This is a genomic window from Hymenobacter defluvii, from assembly GCF_017589435.1.
GTDB classification, from domain to species: domain Bacteria; phylum Bacteroidota; class Bacteroidia; order Cytophagales; family Hymenobacteraceae; genus Hymenobacter; species Hymenobacter profundi.
This window is the reverse complement of record NZ_JAGETX010000027.1, coordinates 1-21,406: the sequence shown is the minus strand read 5'-3', so window position 1 is coordinate 21,406 and position 21,406 is coordinate 1. Positions and strand designations below refer to the sequence as shown.

25 protein-coding genes are annotated in these 21,406 nt (G+C 54.4%); 7 read left to right on the top strand and 18 right to left on the bottom strand.

The window, feature by feature from the left end; all coding sequences use genetic code 11:
• Positions 1–3: 3 nt before the first annotated feature.
• Together J4D97_RS21375 and J4D97_RS21370 are read right to left on the bottom strand one after the other, a co-directional pair.
• The gene (locus J4D97_RS21375) at positions 4–699 is read right to left on the bottom strand and encodes a hypothetical protein (protein WP_208309356.1); all 696 of its coding nucleotides are present in this window, start codon (positions 697–699) and stop codon (positions 4–6) included.
• Positions 700–797: 98 nt separating this feature from the next.
• On the bottom strand, positions 798–1,361 hold the full coding sequence (locus J4D97_RS21370; RefSeq protein ID WP_208309355.1) for a hypothetical protein: 564 nt from the start codon (positions 1,359–1,361) through the stop codon (positions 798–800).
• Positions 1,362–1,420: 59 nt separating this feature from the next.
• Here J4D97_RS21370 and J4D97_RS21365 point away from each other — a divergent pair, with 59 nt between their 5' ends.
• Positions 1,421–1,765: a hypothetical protein gene (locus tag J4D97_RS21365; protein ID WP_208309354.1), complete on the top strand. Its 345-nt coding sequence runs from the start codon at positions 1,421–1,423 to the stop codon at positions 1,763–1,765.
• A gap of 732 nt (positions 1,766–2,497) precedes the next feature.
• Here J4D97_RS21365 and J4D97_RS21360 read toward each other — a convergent pair.
• The 16 genes from J4D97_RS21360 to J4D97_RS21285 all read right to left on the bottom strand — a co-directional run bounded on the left by J4D97_RS21360 (position 2,498) and on the right by J4D97_RS21285 (position 16,195).
• Positions 2,498–3,136 (bottom strand): hypothetical protein, encoded by a 639-nt coding sequence (locus J4D97_RS21360; RefSeq protein ID WP_208309353.1) that lies wholly within the window; start codon positions 3,134–3,136, stop codon positions 2,498–2,500.
• Between the two features lie 30 nt (positions 3,137–3,166).
• Positions 3,167–4,033, bottom strand: coding sequence for a hypothetical protein (locus J4D97_RS21355; protein ID WP_208309352.1), 867 nt, complete (start codon positions 4,031–4,033; stop codon positions 3,167–3,169).
• Positions 4,034–4,061: 28 nt separating this feature from the next.
• Entirely contained in the window at positions 4,062–4,922 is an 861-nt protein-coding gene (locus tag J4D97_RS21350) for a hypothetical protein (protein ID WP_208309351.1), read from the bottom strand.
• Between the two features lie 105 nt (positions 4,923–5,027).
• Positions 5,028–7,028 (bottom strand): primase C-terminal domain-containing protein, encoded by a 2,001-nt coding sequence (locus tag J4D97_RS21345; RefSeq protein ID WP_208309350.1) that lies wholly within the window; start codon positions 7,026–7,028, stop codon positions 5,028–5,030.
• Between the two features lie 4 nt (positions 7,029–7,032).
• Positions 7,033–8,139: a hypothetical protein gene (locus J4D97_RS21340; RefSeq protein WP_208309349.1), complete on the bottom strand. Its 1,107-nt coding sequence runs from the start codon at positions 8,137–8,139 to the stop codon at positions 7,033–7,035.
• 12 nt (positions 8,140–8,151) lie between these two features.
• Positions 8,152–8,604, bottom strand: a complete 453-nt coding sequence (locus J4D97_RS21335) for a hypothetical protein (RefSeq protein WP_208309348.1) — start codon at positions 8,602–8,604, stop codon at positions 8,152–8,154.
• A 73-nt stretch (positions 8,605–8,677) separates the two neighbouring features.
• Positions 8,678–9,097, bottom strand: coding sequence for a hypothetical protein (locus tag J4D97_RS21330; protein ID WP_208309347.1), 420 nt, complete (start codon positions 9,095–9,097; stop codon positions 8,678–8,680).
• A gap of 147 nt (positions 9,098–9,244) precedes the next feature.
• Positions 9,245–10,009, bottom strand: a complete 765-nt coding sequence (locus tag J4D97_RS21325) for a KilA-N domain-containing protein (RefSeq protein WP_208309346.1) — start codon at positions 10,007–10,009, stop codon at positions 9,245–9,247.
• Positions 10,002–10,190 (bottom strand): hypothetical protein, encoded by a 189-nt coding sequence (locus J4D97_RS21320; protein WP_208309345.1) that lies wholly within the window; start codon positions 10,188–10,190, stop codon positions 10,002–10,004. The genes J4D97_RS21325 and J4D97_RS21320 overlap by 8 nt, the downstream gene beginning before the upstream one ends.
• A 116-nt stretch (positions 10,191–10,306) precedes the next feature.
• Positions 10,307–11,596, bottom strand: a complete 1,290-nt coding sequence (locus J4D97_RS21315; protein WP_208309344.1) for a hypothetical protein — start codon at positions 11,594–11,596, stop codon at positions 10,307–10,309.
• A 90-nt stretch (positions 11,597–11,686) separates the two neighbouring features.
• Entirely contained in the window at positions 11,687–13,042 is a 1,356-nt protein-coding gene (locus tag J4D97_RS21310; protein ID WP_208309343.1) for a phage integrase SAM-like domain-containing protein, read from the bottom strand.
• Complete coding sequence (locus J4D97_RS21305) at positions 13,039–14,445, bottom strand: tyrosine-type recombinase/integrase (RefSeq protein ID WP_208309342.1); 1,407 nt, start codon at positions 14,443–14,445, stop codon at positions 13,039–13,041. Before J4D97_RS21305 ends, J4D97_RS21310 begins: the two co-directional genes overlap by 4 nt.
• A gap of 11 nt (positions 14,446–14,456) precedes the next feature.
• Positions 14,457–15,197, bottom strand: a complete 741-nt coding sequence (locus tag J4D97_RS21300; RefSeq protein WP_208309341.1) for a hypothetical protein — start codon at positions 15,195–15,197, stop codon at positions 14,457–14,459.
• A 10-nt stretch (positions 15,198–15,207) separates the two neighbouring features.
• Positions 15,208–15,489 carry a hypothetical protein gene (locus tag J4D97_RS21295; RefSeq protein WP_208309340.1) on the bottom strand — a complete coding sequence of 94 codons (282 nt, stop codon included), beginning with the start codon at positions 15,487–15,489 and terminating at the stop codon, positions 15,208–15,210.
• 4 nt (positions 15,490–15,493) lie between these two features.
• A complete protein-coding gene (locus tag J4D97_RS21290; RefSeq protein ID WP_208309339.1) occupies positions 15,494–15,868 on the bottom strand; it encodes a hypothetical protein in 375 nt (124 codons plus the stop codon).
• Positions 15,869–15,979: 111 nt separating this feature from the next.
• Positions 15,980–16,195 (bottom strand): hypothetical protein, encoded by a 216-nt coding sequence (locus J4D97_RS21285; RefSeq protein ID WP_208309338.1) that lies wholly within the window; start codon positions 16,193–16,195, stop codon positions 15,980–15,982.
• Between the two features lie 155 nt (positions 16,196–16,350).
• On the opposite strand from J4D97_RS21285, the gene J4D97_RS21280 reads away from it, so the two are divergent.
• The 6 genes from J4D97_RS21280 (at position 16,351) to J4D97_RS21260 (ending at position 21,342) form a co-directional block, all read left to right on the top strand.
• Positions 16,351–17,013 (top strand): XRE family transcriptional regulator, encoded by a 663-nt coding sequence (locus J4D97_RS21280; protein WP_347879376.1) that lies wholly within the window; start codon positions 16,351–16,353, stop codon positions 17,011–17,013.
• Positions 17,014–17,058: 45 nt separating this feature from the next.
• Positions 17,059–17,511 (top strand): DUF6932 family protein, encoded by a 453-nt coding sequence (locus J4D97_RS24055; protein ID WP_432207224.1) that lies wholly within the window; start codon positions 17,059–17,061, stop codon positions 17,509–17,511.
• A gap of 6 nt (positions 17,512–17,517) precedes the next feature.
• The gene (locus tag J4D97_RS21275; RefSeq protein ID WP_208309336.1) at positions 17,518–18,462 is read left to right on the top strand and encodes a hypothetical protein; all 945 of its coding nucleotides are present in this window, start codon (positions 17,518–17,520) and stop codon (positions 18,460–18,462) included.
• A 174-nt stretch (positions 18,463–18,636) separates the two neighbouring features.
• Positions 18,637–19,080: a tellurite resistance TerB family protein gene (locus J4D97_RS21270; protein WP_208309335.1), complete on the top strand. Its 444-nt coding sequence runs from the start codon at positions 18,637–18,639 to the stop codon at positions 19,078–19,080.
• A 57-nt stretch (positions 19,081–19,137) separates the two neighbouring features.
• Positions 19,138–20,475, top strand: coding sequence for a DUF4041 domain-containing protein (locus J4D97_RS21265; RefSeq protein ID WP_208309334.1), 1,338 nt, complete (start codon positions 19,138–19,140; stop codon positions 20,473–20,475).
• Positions 20,476–20,787: 312 nt separating this feature from the next.
• Positions 20,788–21,342: a hypothetical protein gene (locus J4D97_RS21260; RefSeq protein ID WP_208309333.1), complete on the top strand. Its 555-nt coding sequence runs from the start codon at positions 20,788–20,790 to the stop codon at positions 21,340–21,342.
• Positions 21,343–21,406 lie beyond the last annotated feature (64 nt).

Sequence of the window (21,406 nt, the reverse complement as noted above, 5' to 3'; positions counted from 1 at the left end):
GGCTTAGCGGCGTTTGCGATGCAGGCGTTTGCGCTCCTGGGCGCGCTTGACGCGCAGGTGGTGGAGCGAGAGGGTCGGTAGGCGGGCGGGCGTCACCACCGGGGGCGGGGCTGCTTGGAGGGAAGCGGCAGCGCACGTCGCGCAGGGGATGGTAGCAGGTAGCGGCGCTGGAGCGGCAGGCAAGGTGGCCAGCGTAGCAGCGCCGGCTGGTTGCTCGCGCGGTGGTGTTGGTGTACTCAGGCTCGCAGTGGGATGCGGGGCGCGCGTCTGCTGGGTGCGGGGCGTGGGGTCGAGCCGGCGCAGTTGGGGACGGAGCTCATACCAGACGTAGTGGACGACGCCCAACAGATCACCGGCGTCGAGCAGGGCCTTCAGACGTTCGAGCTCCGCCTGCGGTAAGCGGCTGATGATTTCCGGGATGTCGTACTGCACCCGCTCTTCGGCTTGCCACAGGATTTGGCACCGGTCCCGCTGCGGGCGTTGGAAGTAGGCGGGGAAGGCTGTTTCCAGCAAGTAGTCCAACGCGTCCGTGGCGGGGCGGTCGAACAGGTCGGCCAGGCCGTCGAAGAGGAGCGCCCGGTACTGCTTTTGTACCCGGCGCTCCAGGATGTACGCGGTGGCGTCGCTCTTTTCACCGGAGGAAGGAGACCAAGCCGTCGCGCACGCGGGGAGAAGGTGTGAAGCATGCAGTTTTGCCATGTGCGCAAAACTGCCTATGCCCGGTTGCGGGGGAAAACGGGCTCACCTGCAACGTTTTCCCCTGCTGAACCTCAAGTAAACGGCTACGTGCGGCGGGGTTACAGTAGGCTTCTGATCTGCGCCAGCTCGGCGCGTTGTGCGATCAGCTCGTGCAGGTGTTGCAGGTGCTGGGGGTAGTCCGCTAGCTTACCTAACTGCGCTTGTCCGCAGGCGAAGGCACCCTCTGTGTGTTCCGGCATTGAGCACCACCCACCCTGGGATAGTATGGAGTCACAGGTGATAGGCGGTAACTGATCTACGTAGGTCTGTAGCTCTGCACTCAGGGGGTGGCTGGCCACGCCGGTGGTTTCGCCCGTTAGGCAGGCGTGCATGGCCTGGTAAGGGTCGTAGGGCAGGAGTTCGTCGTAGGTGGGTGGCTGCGTGCCGGTTTCGGCGTAGTGGCAGGCTTCCAGCAGGTAGTGCAGGCGTAGTAGGTGCTGTTGTACTTCGTGGGCCAGCAGCGTGTGCAGACCCACTTGCTGGATGAGGTGCTGCTTGGCAGGTTCTTCCAGCGGGGCAGGCGAGGAGTAGGCTTTTACCTGCGCAGTGAGTTGCTCTTCCAGGTGCTGCTTGAGCATGTAGAAGGCTCTGATTTTTGTCATGGTCGTAGGGGTAGTAGTCATGAAAAAAGAAGTGAATGGAGTAGGGGACGTTTGATGCAGAAGGCACTTATCTTACCCCCATGAAAAAGCTATTCTTTCTTGTGGGCTGCTTGCTGGTGCTGGGTAGCGCACCGGTGCAGGCGGCAGAGGATCCAGCGCTTGTCGTGGTGCGTATCGTCGAAAGCCGCGGCTCGGTCAACCTGTACATCGCACGCGGGGCAGCGGAGGCGGAGCACATAGAATTCGATACCGGCTTTCGCGATAAGGCAGCGGGTCAGACTGCCGTTAGCTACCAGCGCGAGCTGGCCAAGCTCTACGCCCAAGGGTATGTGCTGCAAAGCACGCTCAGCAACCATGGCCGCACGGATCCGGAATTTTCTCAGACCGTGAGCACGCTCATTTTCGTAAAAGCCCCGAAGCCCTAAAGCGTATCTGGTGGGTAAAGCACAGCGTATGGATCAGCCCCTCGAGCCACTCCGCGGCACAAGCGACGATGCCACCTACCTGCAGCAGTGGGACCAGTGGTGGCAATCGCTGTCTGCTTGGCAGCAGCAGTAGTGGTTAATAACCCACCGCCGGAAGCGTGACGTGCTACGAGCTGGGAGCAATATCCTGGCGATGGGGGACTACTCTTCCGATTGGCCTTGAGGTGCGAGGTAGTAGGAGGTTGAATATGGTTTTTACGTGAAAATCAATACGTTGCTGTCTATTGCTTACTCAGCTTCGTATGAAGCGGCTATGAGCGCATTCCGTTATCTAGTGCAGTGGTTGGGACCACAACGTTTGGTTAGGGTACAGACAGGGTTTCTGTTCGTCGGCCTGGTGCTGTTGCTGCTGGAATGCTGGCTGAGCGGGTGGCATTGTTCGACCGTTCGTCAGATGGCGCTCCTGACGTAAATACCTAGTAAAAATGCCGTATAAGCCGCATGGACATTCACTTGTAAATACCTAGTTTCCAGCAATAAATAAGCTATAACCTTGTCTCATGGAAGACAGGTACAAGGAGTTGTTTGAGAGCTGGTCTATTCAACGGGCTATTCTTATTTGCGCCTTCTACGGTGCGGTGCTTTTGGTCGCGCTCTTCGGCTGGTAGTGCGGCCACTTACTGGCTCCGTGCGGGCAGCGCGTGCTAGTGATGCGCTGAAGGCTGGCCTCCATCAGAGCAAGTCCAGGATCTGCTGCAAGTCCCCGCGCTGCTCGGCCAGCGTCTTCACTTGCTGCATGTCAGCCGCGTAGGCCGTCGCAAAGAGCGCTTCTTCTGCGGCTTCCAGCACGGCCCGGTTGCCCTGCCGACGTAGCTCCCGCTGGGTCATGGGCCGGGTGCTGCCGTCGTCGTTGACGTAGAGCAGTACGCCGTCCTGCCCTGTGGCGTCCCGCTCGGCGCGTTCAGCCGCAACGTCGGGCAGCAGTTCAATAAAGCGTAGTAGGGCCGGGCTCAGCGTCAGGCAGCTGATGTTGCCTCCCCCGTGCAGGTAGCCCAGCATGTCGGTGTAGGGGTCGTAGGGGAGTTCCGGCGTTTCCGGGTCTTTGGTAAACTCGTACCCGTCTTCCTCATAGCCTTCGGGGATGGTGCCAGCCAACCCGTGCTGGCAGGCGGCTTCGATGTGCGCTAGGCTGTCGCGGTGGTCTTCGATTTCGGCTTGCATGATGGTGGCCTGGCCGACGGTCTTCGTGTAGTAATCAAAGGACTCGGGCGTAAACTCGTACTGCTCGGCGCGCAGCAAGCGGTTGATAAAGTACTGCATGCGCACGTGCAAGTGCGTGTTCACGGTTTCAAAATGCTGAATCTTGCTCATGGAAGTCGTCTTAAGGGATGATAGAGTTCGTTAGGTGTTGGGGCGCACAACGTCCAGCATCAGGCGCAGCATCCCGAGCAGGGTGCGGTAGTCGTCGACGCGATCCGCGGGCAGGCGCTCGTAGAGTTGGGCCGCGCCGACGCCCAGCGTAAGCACACTGTTGAAGGTGTCCGCCAAGCGGGCATTCTCGATGTCCTCGTTGAGTTCATCTTCGATCTGATCAGCCAAGGAGAGCGGTTGCATCTCTCCATTCTCTCCTTGCTGGTATACTGTGAGTTCCGTGCTGCCTGGGGAGCGGCCCAGCATCTTGCGCAGGCTCACGTCGGTTTGCGTGGCCACGGCCTGGGTATAGGCGGCAAAATCTTCGGGGCCGCTGGTGCCGATGTACTCCCCCCGGGTCTCGTGGCCGTGGAAGAAAGCGCCGAGTTCGTGGTGCAGGGTGTAGTAGGTCAAACTTGCCGGATCGTCCTTGTAGACGGCCTGCCACTGCGGATTACCTTCCTCGTCGAGTTCACCGGTTTCCTGCCAATCGTCGTCCTCGTCACTGCCGTATTTTTCCAGACTACGGAGGCGGTTTTGCACGGCGTAGTGCTGTAAATCGCCCTGGTAGGTGGTGAAGAAGTCGTCCAGCAAGGCCACGGCGCCCACGACGCTGCGGTGAATGCCGCGTAAGGCGTTGTTGAGGACGGTCAACTCGTAGAACACCTTGGCTTGGCGGGCCATGGAGTGCTTTGAGCCGGGCGTCGATTGATTCGTGTCGAAGGCCTGGCGGCACTCGCGCATGGTTTCGCGGGGCGTGAAGATGATTTCGATGGTGGACAGGCCTTTCAGGTACAAGTTGAAGAGTTGGGCCAGCCGGTCGTCGGCTGGGAGGGGGTGGAGGATATCGGAAGACATGGTAGGGGAAGGGGTAAGACCAGGGTGGTTAGAAAAAGCACACGTCGCGCAGCTGCTCCAACTGGGTGAGTAGCCGCCGGAAGTCTTCGGTTGTGGTAGCTGCGTGGAAGTGGGCGGCGGTTTTCTGCGCCTCCTCCAGCACGAGGCGGAAGTACTTGACGACGGATTCGTTGCGCAGGTCTTCGTTGAGTTCTCGTTCTACTTCCTCGCCCAGTGATTCAGGGATCATCTGCCCTTCGTCATTGGGGTGGTAGAGGGGTAATTCTTTGCCCGTGAAGTCGCGTAGCATCTTGAGCGGGTTGAACGAAGTGGCGCGAGCGACAACATCGGAGAAGTAGGCAAAGTCCCCGGCCTTGCTCGTACCAATGCGCTCGCCCATGGTGCCCTCTGCGGCGAAGTGCTGGGCCAGGTCGTTGTGCAGGCTGTAGCGCTCTAGACTCTGCTCGTCGTCTTTGTAGGTGACTTTCCACTCGGGTTCTCCTTCCTCGTCCAGGGTACCCGTTTCTTCCCAGTCGGTTTCGTCGTCGCTGCCGAACTCGTCGAGGACTTTCAGGCGGGTGTCGATGGCGTACCGTTTCAAGTCCCCCTCGTACTCGGCGAAGAACTTGGTGAGCGCGCCCAGGGCCCAGTGGATGTGTTTGTAGAGGTCCGTGAGCGAGTTGTCCAGCACGCACAGCTGGTAGAGGCGGGGTGGTGCCCATTGCAGGCGCTGCGCGGCTTCTTCGGTAGGCGACAGACCGGCGGCGGAGTTGAGTAGGTTGCGGAATTCGCGCATGCTCTCGCGGGGCAGCACCGTCTGTTCGTATAGGAACAGGGGCTTCATGTAGGCGTTGAATAGCAGGGCCAAATTGTCTTCGGCGTCAAGGCGTTGCAGGATATGGTAGCGCATAGGAGTAGGGGAGTAGAGTGAGTGAGGAGGTGGGGTGTACCCAACCTGGTTATACCTTGGGGAAGTGGTCCACACCCGTGGACCACCTAGCGGGAGTTGAATGGCTTAGAAGAGGTCGTTGTCCTTGGCCTTTTCTTTGGCATCGGCCTTACGAGCTTGCCGGTTGTGCTCGCGCACGAACGTGTCGTAGTCGGGGTACTCGAGTAGGGGAGCGTGGGAGGCCGAGAAGGACTTGCGCAGCCCGTCGAATTGCAGTAACTGGTTGAGCATCTTGCCCGAACCCCGCTTGTTGTAGTACTTGATGTGGGCCAAATGACTGGTGTACTGAATGTTCTCGGGCGTGCTTCGGATTGCGTCGATGATGTTGGCGAAGCTGATGGAGAAGTCGGAGTTATCGAGGATTTTCTCCGAACCCCTGACGAACGGCCTCGCGTCGCGGGTGTGAGCGGCGCAGGCTTTGGTGGTGTGGCAGATCAGCATGATGAACAGGTTGTAGCGCTTGGCCAGCTCTTTCAATTCCAGCGTGATCAGGTTGAAGCGCTCCGTTTCGTCCTTGGCTTTGCCGCCCATCGCCGACAGACCGTCGATGGCGAGAATATCCAAGGAACCGTACAGGCGAATGGTACTCTGGATGTCACGCTCGTAGTCCTGCGTAGTTTTACCCCCCGTGCTGGTGAGAATGAGTTGATCCCCGATGGCCAGCGAGCCTTCGCGGAGCAGTTCGCGGGTCTCGTCCTTGCTTTGCCTCGCGTAGCCCTGTAGGCGTTTGCTGGCGGCGAGTCCGTCTTCGGGCTCAAAGTACATGTCCAGGAAGCGGTTGACCGTTTCGGGCTTGCCCATCTCCATGGACGAGTACAGGACCCGTTGCCCGTAGCCCAAGACGTTCTGCGCAATCACGTTTTGCAGAAAGTAGCTCTTGCGCGTACCACCCGAGCCGATGAACACCGCGAGCTTGCCTTTCAGGTTGTGCTCCTGGTCCTCGTCGATTTCCGGCAGTAGACACGTCATGGGCGAGGGCGCCTGGGTGTAGTACTCCAGCCACTCTTCCGTCCAATCGCTCCAGATTTCCACCCCGTCGGCGGGTTGGGGAGTAAGTACCGACGCTTTTGCCTGGGCTTTGCCTTGCTGGGTGCGCTTGAAGGCGGATTTGACCAGCGTTCTCACCTCGTCGTCGGGGAGAGGCACGCCGCTGGCGTCGTTGATCAGCGAGACCAGTTGCAGCACGTGGGTTTCGTACAAGTCGGAGTGGTCGAACAGGTGGCAGGCCTGCTTGAACAACTCGTTGTTGCGGTTGCCCGTCGTGGGCGGGGTGAAGAAGTCCCGGTCGATCGTGCCGGTCTTGCCAGTGGTGCTCTTGGTGAACGCCGCTACGTCGAAGGTGCGAGCGTACTCCCACAGGGCCGCCAGTTCAGGAATGGCGACTTGGGCAGTCAGCTTGGCTTCGGGCTTGTAGTCCGTACGGGGAGCCGCGGCGAGCTTTTCGATTTCGGTGAGCGGTAGGGTCAGCAGTTCCTCGCTGGTCAGGCCCACTTTGTAGCGGCCGCTTTTCTTGTTCAGGGAGTTAATCACCCGGAACAGGCGGTTGGGGTTGTAGATGCCTAGGTCGGCGTCGGCGAAGTTGCCGCCCGCTTTCTTGGCCTCGGCTGCTTGCGTTTGCAGCTCAGCCAGGGTTATCCCGTGACACTCAGCCAGTAGCCTAGCCGCTAGTACTTGCACCTGTTGGGGCAGGTGGGGAGAGGGGGCAAACCCACCGAACAGGCTCTGGTGCAGGCCGATGTGAAAGCCCTTGCTGCCCGAGAAGGAGAGGTAGAGCTGCTTGGGGGAGAGCTGAAAACGCTGGTAGAGGCGCTTGACCAGGTCTTGCGCCGATGCCAGACTACCCAGCAGATCCCCGTCGCGGTCCAGGTCGAAGTACAGGAATTCGGCGTAGTAGCTCCCAGCAAAATCCGAGACGGTGTGGGTGAGGTGTAGGTGTTCGTAGATGGTGTTGTCGAAGCCGAACAGGGAGAGGTAGAACTCCTCGCTGGTGGGCGTCAGCGTGATCTCGGCTTTGGGCTGCACGGTGCCCCGGTGGGTGAGGCTGCCGCGGACAATTTCGTAGTTCATCGGGCTAGTTGCGGCGGGCGTAGGCGTTGTAGCCGGCGGTGTAGGTGGTGTTCACGTGGGCGTAGCGGCGCTCCTCGGCGAGCTGTTCGCGCTGCTCCTGCCGCTGTACTTCGCGTTTGAGCCACGTCTCGGCCGTCAGGTCGGCGGACTTCTTGTCGTCGAACGAGGAGGAGTTTTCCATCTCCAGCAGCGTCGTTTTCAGCAATTCCCGGCCGAAGGTCTTCGCCAGGGCCAGCACTTTGCGCGGCGTCAGGTTGCGGCTGAACACGTGGGGCAGGTGCCGGTCCTTGGCCCAGGCGTAGAAGTTTTCGAGGGTTTGCTGCTCTTCGGCCGGGAGTTGCGCCCGCTGGTCGGGGTACCAGTCCGCTAGCAAGGGCATCTGTTCCGCGAACGGGGCGGGCTGGCGCTTGGCGCGCTTTTCCCGTTTCGCCAGTTGGGTGCGCCAGGTCTCGTTCTCGGCTTGGGTAATTGCCAGTTGCTCGTGGGTGGCGCTCAGTTCTTGGCGAACGGTCTCCAACTCCTGCTGCTGGGTGTGATAGACCTCGGTGGCTTTGGTGAGCCGTTCCTGGGCTTTGGCCAACTCCATTTTGAGCTGGGCTAGTTCCTGTTCCAAAGCCAAAATCCCCGGTGCGTGGTCGGCGTGAGCCGACGTCGAAAGCGCCACGTTAGGGTTCTCTAGAACTGTATTCCCTAGAGTATTTTCTAGAGTAACTAAAGTATGGTTAGCACCCTGCTTAGCCTGGCTTAGCCCCCTGCTAAGGGTGGGGTTAGCATCCTGCTTAGCCTGGGTTAGCATCCCGCTAACCCCCGAAAGGTCCCCCGAAGTGTAGGCTTCGACCAGTTCGGGGCAAGGTGTTAGGGTGCGTTTGGCTGAGTTACCGTTCTCCAAATACTCGGTCAAGAGGCCCGCTTTTTTGAGGAGGCGCAGGTGCTTGGAGACGGAGACGGGATGGCAGCAGGCTTTCTGAGCGAGGTACTCGTTACCGCCGAAGAAGGTGCCTTTCTTGCCGTTCTCGACCATCTCGCAGATCTCGATCAGGATAACTCGAGCGGCGCTGGGCAGCACGGTGAGTTGGTTTAGGTGTTCGCGTATGGGCAGGACTGGTTCCATGGCAGGGGAGGGTTAAGCAGCGCGGCCGGGAACGGCCAGCCGCAGGGGCTTGAACTTGGGGGCAGTGGGGAGGACGGGCGTGGGTACCGTGCTCGGCTGAGTGGGCACGGACAGACGCACCGCGGGTGCCGGCTGCACAGGTGACGCTACGACTGGGGGAAGCACCGACAAGGTGGTTGAATCGTCCTGTGCCGGGACACGGGGAGCCCAAGTGGGCAAGGGAAGCCGATAGCGGCCCGTAGGCGCGACTTCGACGTATCCGGCGGCTACGAGGGCGATTAAGTTCTCGTGCGCGTCTCCTGGCCAGTATTTTGACAGGTTTTCCAGCAGCGCGTCGCCTGTTAGGAAGGGCGCTGTGAACAAAGAAGCTACGTGCTGGCGGTACTGCTCGTCTTCGCTGGGCTCCGCTACCGAAAGAGGCGCGTACTCAGGGGGTTGCTGCGCTGATTGCTCCGAAATTTTCATTTCCTTTGTGGTCGCTACGAATGATTTCCTTTTGAAGCGGCACCCCGGCCAGGGTGCCGCTTCTTTTTTAAGGCTAGGCCGCTTGGTCCTGCGTTGACGACTCCTGTACCGGCATACCCTGCGCATCCACGGGAGTGAGCAGCAGTTCCAAAAGCTTTACTTCGTCACCAGCGTCGCCTTCCTTGAGTAAGTCTTCGTGCTCGCGGATAATGCGCTGCTGCAGGGCATGGAGTTGGTCGTCTAGTACCTCACTCAACTGCATGGCAATCGCGGAGCTAAGGCGTTGCCCCACCGGCACGGTCAGGGTTTGCGTGCGGCTGCGCAAGGTGATTTCCACGATACCTTCGGCTTCTGCCTGCCAAATAGTATCGTACTCCGATAACAAGGCAGTGTAGGCGCGTTGTAAGCGTTCAATAGAGCGGACGTGAAAGTTGGCCGAGGATGCGTTGGCATTCGTGTCAACTTGCTGGAATTGGTCTAGAATAGTTTGCATGGTGTTTGTAGAGCTATAAAGTGGTGATTGGTGGAAGGTGGGTGCCCGAATGCGGGGTGCCCATTTTCTTTTGCTCTTTGCAGAGAGAGGGGATTCGAACCGCAAGCGGTGTTTCCCTCAGTGGTTTACCAGACCAGGTTGGGACGCTTACCCGCGCTGGTGCTGCACGATCATCTGGGCCACGGACTGCGCCGCCCGGGCACACTCTTGCGCGCAGGCCTGGTTGCCGCGCACATTCTTTTGCTCAATGCTTTCTGAGGCTAGTAGCTCTGCCAGGTGCAGGCCGACCAACTCTTTCTCGCTCATATGCTCGCGGGTGTTCGCTTTCTCGGGTAGCTGTTTGCGCTGCCGAATGAGCGAGGCCGGGCCACCCCATAAAGGGATGTAAGTGGCGTTGGTGCAGAGCCGGTAGCCCTGCTTGTGGACGCCGTGGGCGGCCAGCGTGGAGGTGAGGCGGTTGCGGGTCGCCTTACCCAGGAAGCGAGCTTGTATCTGTCCGTCCGTGAAGCCACGGCGGCGGTAGGTCGCTTCGGCCCGGTCGAGGATGAGATCGGGGTTGCGTTCTTCTTCCTGGCGTTCGAAGAAGACTTGGTTGACGGCTAAGTGGAGTTCAGGAGAAAGCCACTTCGCGTAGGCTAGCGCCAGCGTACGATAGGCGTACGTACCACCGTAACGTCCTGTCGTGGAGACCACTAATTCTAATTGCCCCATTTTTGGGGTAATTAGACTCTTGGCCATATCGACCAGTTCCTGGGTGGATTCGCGGGCAAACCAATCCGTTGGTTTTTTCTTCTTCGGACTGCCTGCTGCCTTCCATTCATCCGTCAAGCTTACCCGGCCTTGCTCATCCTGACGAATGGGTACCCCCGCGAAAGAGAAAGGTATAACGGTTGTCTTGGTGGAGCTAGTCATGTGCTACCTCCTTACTTCCTTCATGCTTATCTCCTATTCTGACAGAACCTTCCGAGTTTTTAACGAGCAATTCTTCACTCGTTTCAATCAACCGAGCCTGTTTAATCTCTTGACGGATAACAGCACGTAAATCATCAAAGAAACGTGCATAGTCAACGCCTGATGTTATGACGGTAGCCATGGAAGTGCTTTGCTAGTCGGGGACATGAACCGACTAAGCACCACAAAAGAATAAGGCCTGAAGTGTAGTTATTTGCGGATTTGCAGATTGTAAAAAATTTGCAAATCCGCAAATATTCACAAACTGGCTACTCGTGCTTGAACAGTAGCAGCATAAGCTGATGCTTTAGCATCAGTTGGCTTATAGCCATGCTCCATTGTGCTTTTGCTACATATTTCTTTGCCATACCTCCTAATTAAAGCTCGGTAGACCTTTGATCTATTTGTGAAATCGAGTCTTTTGCGAGTAGACAATCCTTCAGCTATACCTACCCAGACACTACTGCCTTTCGCTTCGGGCGCAAGCGTTCGATTGTTTATATCAACTAATAATTCAGTATCAAACAGTAGTTTATCAAGATCATCAACCGTATAATCATTAAGTAGAATTCCTGACCAAGGATCAGGAATGACTATTTTATCATCAGTTCCTGTAGTGTTCTTCTCTTTTAAGCGCCCAGTACGCACCCACTTTTTAATATTCTGCTCGGTTACTAATGGATTATCTGCTTGAGGCTTATCTAATTTTGTAGCAACCACATTATAAGCCTCATATCCCCAGGTGATTCGGTTGATTAATTCATGCAATAGATTGATCCAAAAATCTTCCGCGACCTGCTCACTGATTACGTGCTCTTCTTCCAATCCTTTTAAATGCAACATCGGATAATCGGAGAGCAACGTACTTAATGAACACTTTTGCTGATCGTGCAGCTCTTCAACTCTAATTACTCTGCTTAGGTCGAGTTCTTTTATTGCACGTAGCGTATCGAAAGGGATAGCAAGTTCATGAGGTGCCGCGTGAATTGCCGCACGTCTGAAGGATCTCACTAGGGCTTTGAACCATAGGTCGTCTCCCCCCACTGGTTTAACGTGAACTGTATATTCACCCGGAAATTCACCTTGTTTACGAATTTGAACAGTTGTAAGTACTTCAAGTAGTTGCTCAATAGGAGTATAACGACGCCAGCGAACCCACTCACGAAAACGCCAAACCGAAGAACGCACGTCTCGCCATACTTCCTCCATTGGACGCAGTGGTCCACCCGGATAAAGGGGTGCATCAGGAAATAGATTAGGCTGCGGATAATGCCCCTCCGAATAGATTCGCACCTTGTTTAGCATCCGTTCACAAGCATCTACATAGGCTTCTTTCTCCGGTACACGGTCGTAGCCTTTGTCAAAATCTTCTAGTACTAAGCGCTGACCTAGATGATCTGATGCCCATAAGGCTAATGTTCTAGCAAACGTGAGCACGACTTGCCTATCTGTCGAAGCAGGCAAATTATCTGGAGCAGAGAAAGGGCTGAGTAACTCTGGGAAATACCGTCTGGCGTCTGCTAAAGCGCCCGTAAATTGCTCTTCCATTATGTCAGTGGGTATGTTTTAAAGTTAGTCTCTATTTCCCTGAGTATGACAGAATCATACTCAGGGAAAGCAGTTGATAGCTAGAGTGCATCATGCACCAAAGCGAAATTGAATGACGCGCCCCATTTCCTGCACGGGTCGTTGTCCGCGCAATACGTTCACATCCACCGGGGCACCACTACCCAACTTGCTGCGCACCTCCGCGGCGATGCTGGTGAGTCGATCCCGGCTGTAGCGTGCCTGCACGACCCGTTCCGTGTTGCCCATCATGGCCGCAACGATATGCCGGGCCACGCCTCGGTCACACATGCGCTGGGCAAACGTGGCCCGCGCTAGCTTACAGGTAAGAGGCAACGACAAGTGCAACGCCGCCGTGATCTGCTTAAGAAGCCGATTGGCGTAAGTGTTGTGCAGCTTCGGCAGGCGCACCACCCCATCCTGGCCCCGGTAGCGGGTCAATAACTCTTGTGCTTCGGGTAGGATCGGAACCCAAAACCCTTCGGGGTTGCGCTTGCGCATCTTCTGGCGCACCATGTGCAGCCAGACGGCCCCCTGTTCATCGGTTTGCAGGTGCTGCACGGGGTCGAACAGCCCGTAGTCCACCCACGATAAGCCCGTGTAACAGCAGAACAGAAACGCATCCGCAACCTTGTAGTAGCAGGGCTCGGCGAAGCGGGCCACTTGCAGGCGCTGCACTTCGGCTTCCGGCAAATACTTCGGCACGATCACAGGCGTGGCGGACTGATACTTGTAGCCATAGAGCGAGTTGGCCGGAATCAATCCTTCGGCGGCTCCGTGGGCAATAACCATTTGCAGCATGTTCACTTGCTTGCGCATGGCGGCCGGGCCAAATCTGCCATCCTCCAGGCACCAGCGCTCGAAGCGGCGGGCCAGTGGCATCGTCACATCAACGGCGTTCAGGTGCCTGTTCCTTTCGCCCTCCACGAGGAAGCGTTCGATGGCGCGTAAGCGCGAGCGGTAGTTGCGCAGCGTGGACGCTTCCCGGTCACTCGTGACACCCGTGGCCCAGTTATAGAACAGTTCGCCTAGTGCTAACAAGGAAGGGGTTTCGCGCTGTGCTGACGCCGTAGGGGTACCGCCCCGCAATAGCACCTGCACTGCCTTGGCCGTGCGCTGCTCAACTGGCAAGGCGTAGTAACATTCCCGCGCCCGGCCTTTTAAAGCCGCCAGCTCTGCGTTTGCTTCGGCTACCCACTCCGCCGTAAAGTGCGGGTGGCGCAGTTTTTTATCCGCGGGCAACCGGATTTCTTTGCTGCTCTTCGACCAGTAGGCCGCGGGCACCAGTAGGCCGGTCTGGAGCTCGGCCCGATCCCCGCGCACCGTCAGGCGCAGGCTTAGCATTGTACAGCCTCGCTCGTCGGGCCGCGTCGTGCGCCGCCACACCAGCAGGCGGAGTTTGTAGGTAGTTAACAGAATCGTGCTCATTGTAATTGCCCTCCTTGCTGAATGTTCCAAGACGTGGGAATCGGGAATTGAATGACGCGCCCCATTTCCTCTATTTGAGCCTGCTTGCAAGACGCTCCTCGTAGTGCAGAGTCCTGTGCTGGGAATGTCACCGGCGGACGCATAATGGAGTCATATACCACCGAGGCAGCGGACTCTACCCCCTTCGGCATCATGGGACGCACATATCGCTCCGTTTGCCGGTAGGTCGAGTGTCCCAGCACATGCTGTGCCGCCCGAATATCTCCTTTGTTGGCCTCTACGGTTAGCACCGCCATGGTATGCCGGGCCGTGTGCGGATGCACGTGCTCGGGAAGTCCTAACTGCTTACACAACGTGTACAGCCTCCGCAGGATCCGCACGTTCGCGGCGCGGTTTTGCACGTGACGCTCCGCGGGGGACAACGAAAAGAATGCCGCTGGGAGCAGGGGAAAGACTAGTTCGCTCGGCCGTGCCTGCGCGGTATAATACCGCTGCAGAATGGTTCGCAGCTCCGTGCTGATGGGCACTTCTTTGCGCGGGCCGCCTTTCATGGCTTGGTAGCACACGTACCCCATAGCGAAATTCACGTCTTGCCAACGCAATTGCATGACAACGGAAATGCGCGAGCCGTGCAGGTAGAAGCAGCTCATATACACATCCCGCGCCAACGAGTGCTGGGGTGAGAGGGGTGCTTCCTGTAGCGTGCGTAACTGCTCTTTGGTCAGCACTGTACGGGGGCGTCCTCGGTGCCGCGGCAACCGCAGTCCCGCAAATGGGTGGAAAGTACGGTTGGTATGCGGCCAGGCTTTACTGCGGTTCCACATCGCCGTTAAGGCCGAGAGGTAGGTTCTGGCGGAAGAAGGCGCTACGCGGCGTAGCAGCCAGTGCGCAAACTCATCCCGTTTCTCCTCCGTAAACGCGAAAGCGGATAAGGGACCGTTGCCGTGCCACTGCCGAAGCAGCGCAGCCGCTCGCCGAAAAGGCTGGAGCGTACATTGATTGGCCGTCGCGTAGTGCGTCGCCAAGATCTGGTTGGTCGCCGCCAGCAAACAGTATTTGGCGGCGGCGGCGGGCGATTCCCCGCGTAGTTCACGCACTACGTTGGATGCCGTGCGCTCCTGCTTGATTAGCGCTTGCCGGGCCTGCCGGGCGTCGGCTTTGAACTCTTCCAGCAGATCGTTGTCTTTGTCTACAACAGCCTGGCTACGCCGGGTAGGGAGGATCTTTTCGCTGAGTTGATCCCACTCGTCCGGAAACAGGCGAAGATCAGCGCTTAGCTCTGCCCGCTTGCCCTGGATGGTCACGCGTAAACTCAGCGGGGCTTTGCCGGCTTTGTTTATCTTATGCAGCTTTAGCCAGAGCTTTAGCTTCATGGTGGATGCCACGAACGGCAGTTTACCCATTACGTGATGGTTCATCGTTGTGGTCCTCCTTTCTGCAGTAGTTCTTTAACTTGGGCAAGCAGGTAGCGGCCGATGATGGCATCGACTTTAGCTTCGGCAGCTTGTAATTCTTGGCGGCTGCTGGCGCGAATGATCTGCCAGATCAGTTTCGTAGCCCAGGGCGTTACCATCGCCGTAAAGTCTGGGGCGAAGCTTTGCCGCAGGGTCACTTCGATATTCCCTTGAAATAGTAGGCGTTCGCGCCGTTCATCTACCGGCGAATCAGCGGGCACAGGTGCTAAGGGTACTACCGGTGCCGGGTCGGTTGGCAGACTCACGTAGTGCGTCACGCAGTAGAGCGCGAAGCCCGGCTGGGACCACCACAGGGGGCAGCAGGCAGAGGGATGTCCTATGGGATCGGCTTCTTGACGTAACCGCAGAAGGCCATGCCGCCGCTCACTCAGGCGTCCTAAGACCACGTTAGTGAAACTAGGACTCACGATTTGCCACAGGTACACGCGCCCGATGATGAGTTGTGCCGCCCGCCGCACGGGTTGCAGGGCAATGGTCGTCCCAGCCGGGAAATAGGGGGCCATGCAGTCCGAGCTGATCGTGTAGCACACCAGACGGTTTAGCTCGGCGTGGCGCCGGGTTGGCCAGAGCAACTCCCCCACGAAAGGAAGACCGGGCTCTAGATACTGGGCCGGCGCAACCGGCATGGGGATAGCAGTCGACGAGCCCTGGGCCCGTCGGGTAAACGGATTGTGTTTCATAGCAATAAGATCAGAGGATGGGAGCAGAAAGCAGAGGGCGGGTGCGTACCGTGAGGCGCGATTGGCGCTCATAGTGGGCCGCTTGTTGCCGCCGCGCAATGGCGGCCAGTAAGAGTTCGTGCACGACGGCACTGCCCACGGTAGGAGTAACGGGCACGGTGAAGGACTCCGTGCCGACGCGTAGCGTTACTTCCAGTACGGGAGTCGTGAGCAGCCCTTCCAGGGCGTCTTCTTCGGCCTGCGCGGCCAGCAGGGCGCAGCGCAGGGTCTGGGGCGTGGTTGACGTATCCATCACGCTACAGGCTTAGGACGTCGGCGTAGGATAGACCGGTTTCAGCCAGGAAAGCATCTTCCGCTAAGCTAGCGCGCAATTCCCCAGCGTAGTCGCTGGTGCGGCCATGCTGTTCACGATTTGCAACGGCTTGGGCTAATTGACGTTCGTGAAGGACGCGCTCGACGTTGCGCTGCCACGCTTGCAAGCGACTAATATCCTCTGTCTGGTAGATGGAATCATTAGCCCGGAGGCGCTCGTCTTCGGCAAAGACGCTGTCCCGTAGGAGTTCGCTTAGGTGTACCCGGAGCAGGGAAATCCCTAAATACAACGTGACCGTTTGGACACGGAAAGTCGGGGCAAGCGTTGGCGCGCTTGCTGTCGCAAACTGATTTTTCATTACGTTTGTGGTGAAGTGAACTGAGTTGAAAGACTTGGTTTAGAAAGGGGTTACTCGTTGGCGCGGGTAGCCCCTTTTATTTTGTCAATCAGACTATTACAGGCTGACTCATTACACGCTTAGACTAGCTAAATCCTTAGCCGTTTCCAATGCTCCTGTTTCGCGGGCAATACGCATTGCTTCAACAACTGCTGGATGGCCTGGCTTGCTTTTCTTAATAGCAGCGCTAACCGCCTGCTTCCTGATGCCGAGTTGATCAGCAATTCGCTGCATAGCACCCCTGGGCAATAGATCGGCTAGTTTTTTCTGCTCTTGCGCTTCCATCATTGGTTGACTTTTGACTTATAAAATCTACTTTGCGTTGCTTTTGATTGTCTTTGATTGACAATTCAAATGTAGTAGGTCAAACGCTATTTGTCAATAGTGAGTTGTCATTTTTTTTGTCGTTAGACAAATAATATTTGTCACAGACAACTATAAGAGTGCGAAAGGAAGCAAACAACAGCCCTTTAGGCGAACAAATAAAATTGCTGAGAAAACGTTCTGGCTTCTCCCAAGCTGTGATAGCTAACGAAGTAGGAGTGACTAAGCAAGCTATTAGTGCTTACGAGTCAGGTGTAGCGAAGCCGTCAATTACTATTTTACATAAGATAGCCAAAGCCCTACGTGTAGATGTACATACACTATTGGATCCCGCTAATGGACCAGCCTTCTTGACGGAAAAACAGACAGTCGATGTAACATCAATTGAACTTCCTCTTATTACTCACACCGACTTTTCTTCCTTCGCTCAGCACTGTCAAACCTCTTCTTTTCCCACAGCGCCTATCCTCCCCGTTTCCGGCCACGACTACCAGGACGCTGCTATCCTAGAAATTAGGGGCAACAGCATGGCCCCACGTTACCCGGAGCGGGCGCGGTTTATTATCCGACCGGTAGCAGAAAGCAGTTGGGCCCACGCACACGGCGTACACGCGATCATCTTGAAGAGTGAGCTGCTGTTACTGAAGCGTATTACCAGTAACCAGGATAGCGTGTTAGAACTATCTAGCGATGCCGCAGGAGAGAAGATAAAAGTAACGCTCGACGAGGTAAGCTGCCTTTGGAAAGTAGGAGAGGGAGTGTACTATCCAGCAGAGGACTAACCAATTGCGATATTTCAATTTTTATACAAAATATATTATCCGTCTATGAAGACATCCTGGACGCCTATTTCCCCTAGTGGCTTCCATAGTATAAGTCAAGCTGATCTATGGACCTACTTTGTCGAGCCTTTCGATGAGCGAGCCCAATCAAAGCGCATCTATTTGACACGTCGTCTAGAGTCCTACCTAGCGGACTTAAGAAGAACGGGGCTACAGATGGAAATTTGGTTAGATGGCTCCTTCACAACTAGATGTGTGGAACCTGATGATATAGATCTTGTGGTTGTTCTATCTTTTCGAGAAATATTAGGCCTAACTATAGAACAACAAAATGTACTTAATGTATTAGTGAATGAGCGAGAAAGAGTACGCTTACGTTACGAATGTGATGTGTACTACATAGACAGAAATAATATCACTGAGCACGATAGATGGACTCGACTTTTCAGTACGAATCATGACGGATCTGAAAAAGGGATTTTCAAATTACTCCTCTAAGTTGCCATGACAAATATTACCTACTTACAGGAGTTAAGAGAATCTGCTCAAGCTCAAGCTCAAGAGCACGAACTTCTACTTTCAGAACAACCTAATAACTCATTCTTCCAACAAGCGGCTGCACAAGCTCGCAATCGGGTGCAAGAGATAACAGCAGATCTGATTGTATTACAGAAGAACAGGGAAAAAGAGATTATTGAGGTAAGGTTAATTGGTCGACAAGCTGTTAATGGCAGCTTACCCCTCGAGATTTTGTCTAAAGTTTCTGCTACGCTGGCAGAAAGTTTACATCAAGTATCGAAATACGCCTTAACTGGCCTTCAAACCGCTAAAAGAGGTTTGATGGATGAGGTCAAAGCCAAGTTAGATTTGCGATTAGCTAAGCTAGCACCAGGATCAACGAGATTATTTATAACAGGGCAAACGAACCCAGATTTGTTCGGTAATAGCTTGTTGGCTGACGCTTTAGAACGTTCTTTTAACATACTAGAAGTGGACGAACCTACTGAGATATTAGACCGCGTATCGAATATCGGTCATGCGTCAGTAGTAGCTATACAGAAGTTTTTACGAAGCATTACCGATTCTGGATTAGAAGTAGAAATGAGCTGGGATTCTCCTCAGGATACTATGTACCGTTGGCAAGCTAATACCGCACGCTTAGTGAGTATTAGTTCTGCATTAGGACAAATTCAAGAACTAGCCCCCAAAACATTTGAATTTACAGGCACTGCCATTAGCCTAAGTCTAAAAGGAGTAGTTGAATTAAAGACTGAGGAACGCAATAGAATAATAGCCTCATACCCAAATTCACTTCTAGGTGCAATCCAAGAATTACATGTTGGACAGTTGTGCTACGGTACTGTTGTTGAGCTAACGGTAGAACATACGACAACAGGAGTACGCAAATCCAACTTTGTTTTAACAAGCATTTCGCCCTCTATACTGTAGAACAAGCTATTACCGAGCTCAATGAAAGTACTGCTTCAACTCCTCTGTATTGTAAAATCTCATTTGATTTAATAGTATAGCACCCCGCTCTACTGGCTTTATGCCACGTTCTATCCTCGTACACCTCTATTCTATTGCACGTGTTTCATTTTTCACCATTCATATTTTTATCCTATGGGGCTTTTCGACAAAGTCTTCAGCAGCAATGCTGCTCAAACCAACCCGTTCACCGATTCGCGTGACGCCTTTTTCGCTATCCTTTATGCCTGTATGTCGGCCGATGGCAATGTTGATGATGAAGAAATCAATGCACTTGTTGCAGTCAGTCAACAGAAGGCGTTTTTCCGAGGGTATGATATAGTAAGTATCTATCGCCGTATCGCTCCAAAGGTCATTGCATTAGGCAATGTGCTGGAAGCCGTCACGCAGGCTGCTCCCCAAATCCCAGTTGAGTTGCGCGAAACGCTATTCGCTACATGTGTAGACTTTGCCGCTGCGGACGGTATGGTAGGCCGAGCGGAACAATCTGTATTGGAGCATTTACAGCAAGCTTTAGAGCTAGATAGTCAGCGGTGTCTAACCATTATTGATGTCATTTTAGTCAAAAACAAAGGCTAAACAATCCGAACGCCTGTATCTCACGCTCTGAGGTGCAGGCGTTTTTTATATGTTACTATGTCAACGCTATCCATACTCGCTTTACTCTGCGCCGCACTTGCCGCAGGGGTTTTTCTTCTCTTCCGTCGTCTGGGTGCTATAAAGTCTGCACACGCTACCCTGCAAAAGGAACATGTCGCGTTAACGGACCGCTTTCGCCCTATTGTAGACGTTGATGCCGAAAAGCAACGCGTAGAAGCCCAAACAGCTCAACTCGCTCAGGAATACCAACAGCAGCAGAAAGATTTGGGCATCTTGAAAGTACAAGTAAATGAACTACATGCGGAGTTTGAATCACTAGAAGAGTCGGCAGAATTACGCTCATTCGGCCTCTATAAGCCGCGGTATGACTTCGCTACGTCAGCACACTATCAGCAGAAGCTGAACGATATCTACGGCAAGCAGAAGAAGATGATCTCCGATAAGAAGGCCGCCACTTGCTCGATTGAATGGACCGTGAATGGCAGTAAAGTCGAAGGTCGTAAGCAAATCAATCAAACGCTTCGCTTGACACTACGCGCCTTTAACGGAGAGTGTGATGCAGCCATTTCAAAGGTTAAATACAGCAACATTGTCGTAATGGAAACGCGCATCCGCAAGGCGTTCGATGCGATCAACAAAATGGTTGAAATTCAACAATGTACCATTGCGCGCGGTTACTTGGAGTTACGTCTACAAGAGCTATATCTCTGCCACGAGTACCAGGAAAAGGTACAAGCTGAGAAAGAACTACAGCGGCAGATACGGGAGCAAATGCGGGAAGAGGAGTTAGCACAACGGGAGCTTGAGAAGGCGCGCCTTGATGCTGAAAAAGAGGAGAAGCGGTATGCTGACGCGTTGAAGAAAGCACAGCGAGAAGTAGAACAGGCTACTGGGGAAAAGCAGGAGAAGCTGCTCGCCCAGATTCTAGAACTCCAGTCCAAACTGGAGATTGCCCAACAAGTAAAAGCGCGTGCCATCTCACAAGCCCAATTGACGCGGTGCGGTCACGTCTATGTGATTTCGAACATTGGCTCTTTTGGTGAAGACGTATATAAAATTGGCATGACCCGCCGACTTGACCCGCTTGACCGAGTAAAGGAGCTTGGTGATGCGTCTGTTCCATTTCAATTTGATGTGCACGCTGTCATCTACTGCGAGGATGCCCCCAAGTTGGAAAACACATTGCACCGACTGTTTCATCATCGGCGTTTAAACCGCATCAATGAGCGGAAGGAGTTCTTCAAAGTAACCCTACAGGAAATCGCGGATGCGGTGCGGGCGAACCACGGAGCCATTGAATTTTTACATGAAGCGGAGGCTGTCGAGTATCGCAAGACGTTGGCCCTATTAACCGAAAATATATCTCAGCAATAAGATGTTAGCCTTCTTCATCTTACTGATAGTGTTAGGAGTGTGGCTCTTCTTGATGGCAAGTAAAGGGGCATCAAACGGTAGCAGTCCTCCTACATCAAACTCATCGTATTTCCCTACTCATATGGGGTCTCGTGGCGGGGTATATCACTACAATAGCAAGGGTAAAAAAGTCTATCGGAAAAGATAAGCAGTATTGCTATGGCAGACTTCGACAAACGCATATGGTGGAAAGCTTACACCATACCTGAAACTGACTATCTATCGAGCAGTCTAAAAGTTAGGGCACGAAACCAATAAATTAATTCACGGCTTATGAAAGTTATTCCTGACAACCATTTTTACATTCAACCACAGGACTATCATGATAAGGACGCGTTGAGAGAGGCAATTGATTTTGGAATAAATAAAGCGTATCAATTAGCACTTGATCGAGTTGTTATTTTAATAGCAACTCGGCAACATACTGGTCATATAGAAACGGCATATGGGGAGGAATTAGTTAAGAAGTGGTCTGTTGGAGAAAAACAATCAAATGGTGTGATCGTTAAAATTGAATCCAAGAGCACCTATTCCTCCATAAAGAGAGATCTGTTAATATGTATCAGCTTCAATAGTGAGGACCTTTTCATTGTAGAAGACATGCTTTCTGTTCATGCTATCATAGCTGTGCCATTCATTCAAGAAATACAAGAGTGGACAAAGCCTTGGGAAGCTTACGAAATACGTACTGGCCAACACGCTTCACCTTACCCAGCATTAAACTGTGTTGTTCGAAAGGGACTTGACCACTTGAATAATATCGCTTACGGAGGTACCAGCAACTCTTCTGATCAGTATAAGATGAAGACTTTTGCTGAGGTGGTCTAGTGAAAACAGACAGTGGCAAGTCTTACCTTCCAGTGCCTATGTCGACCAAAGTGCTTTCCAGCGG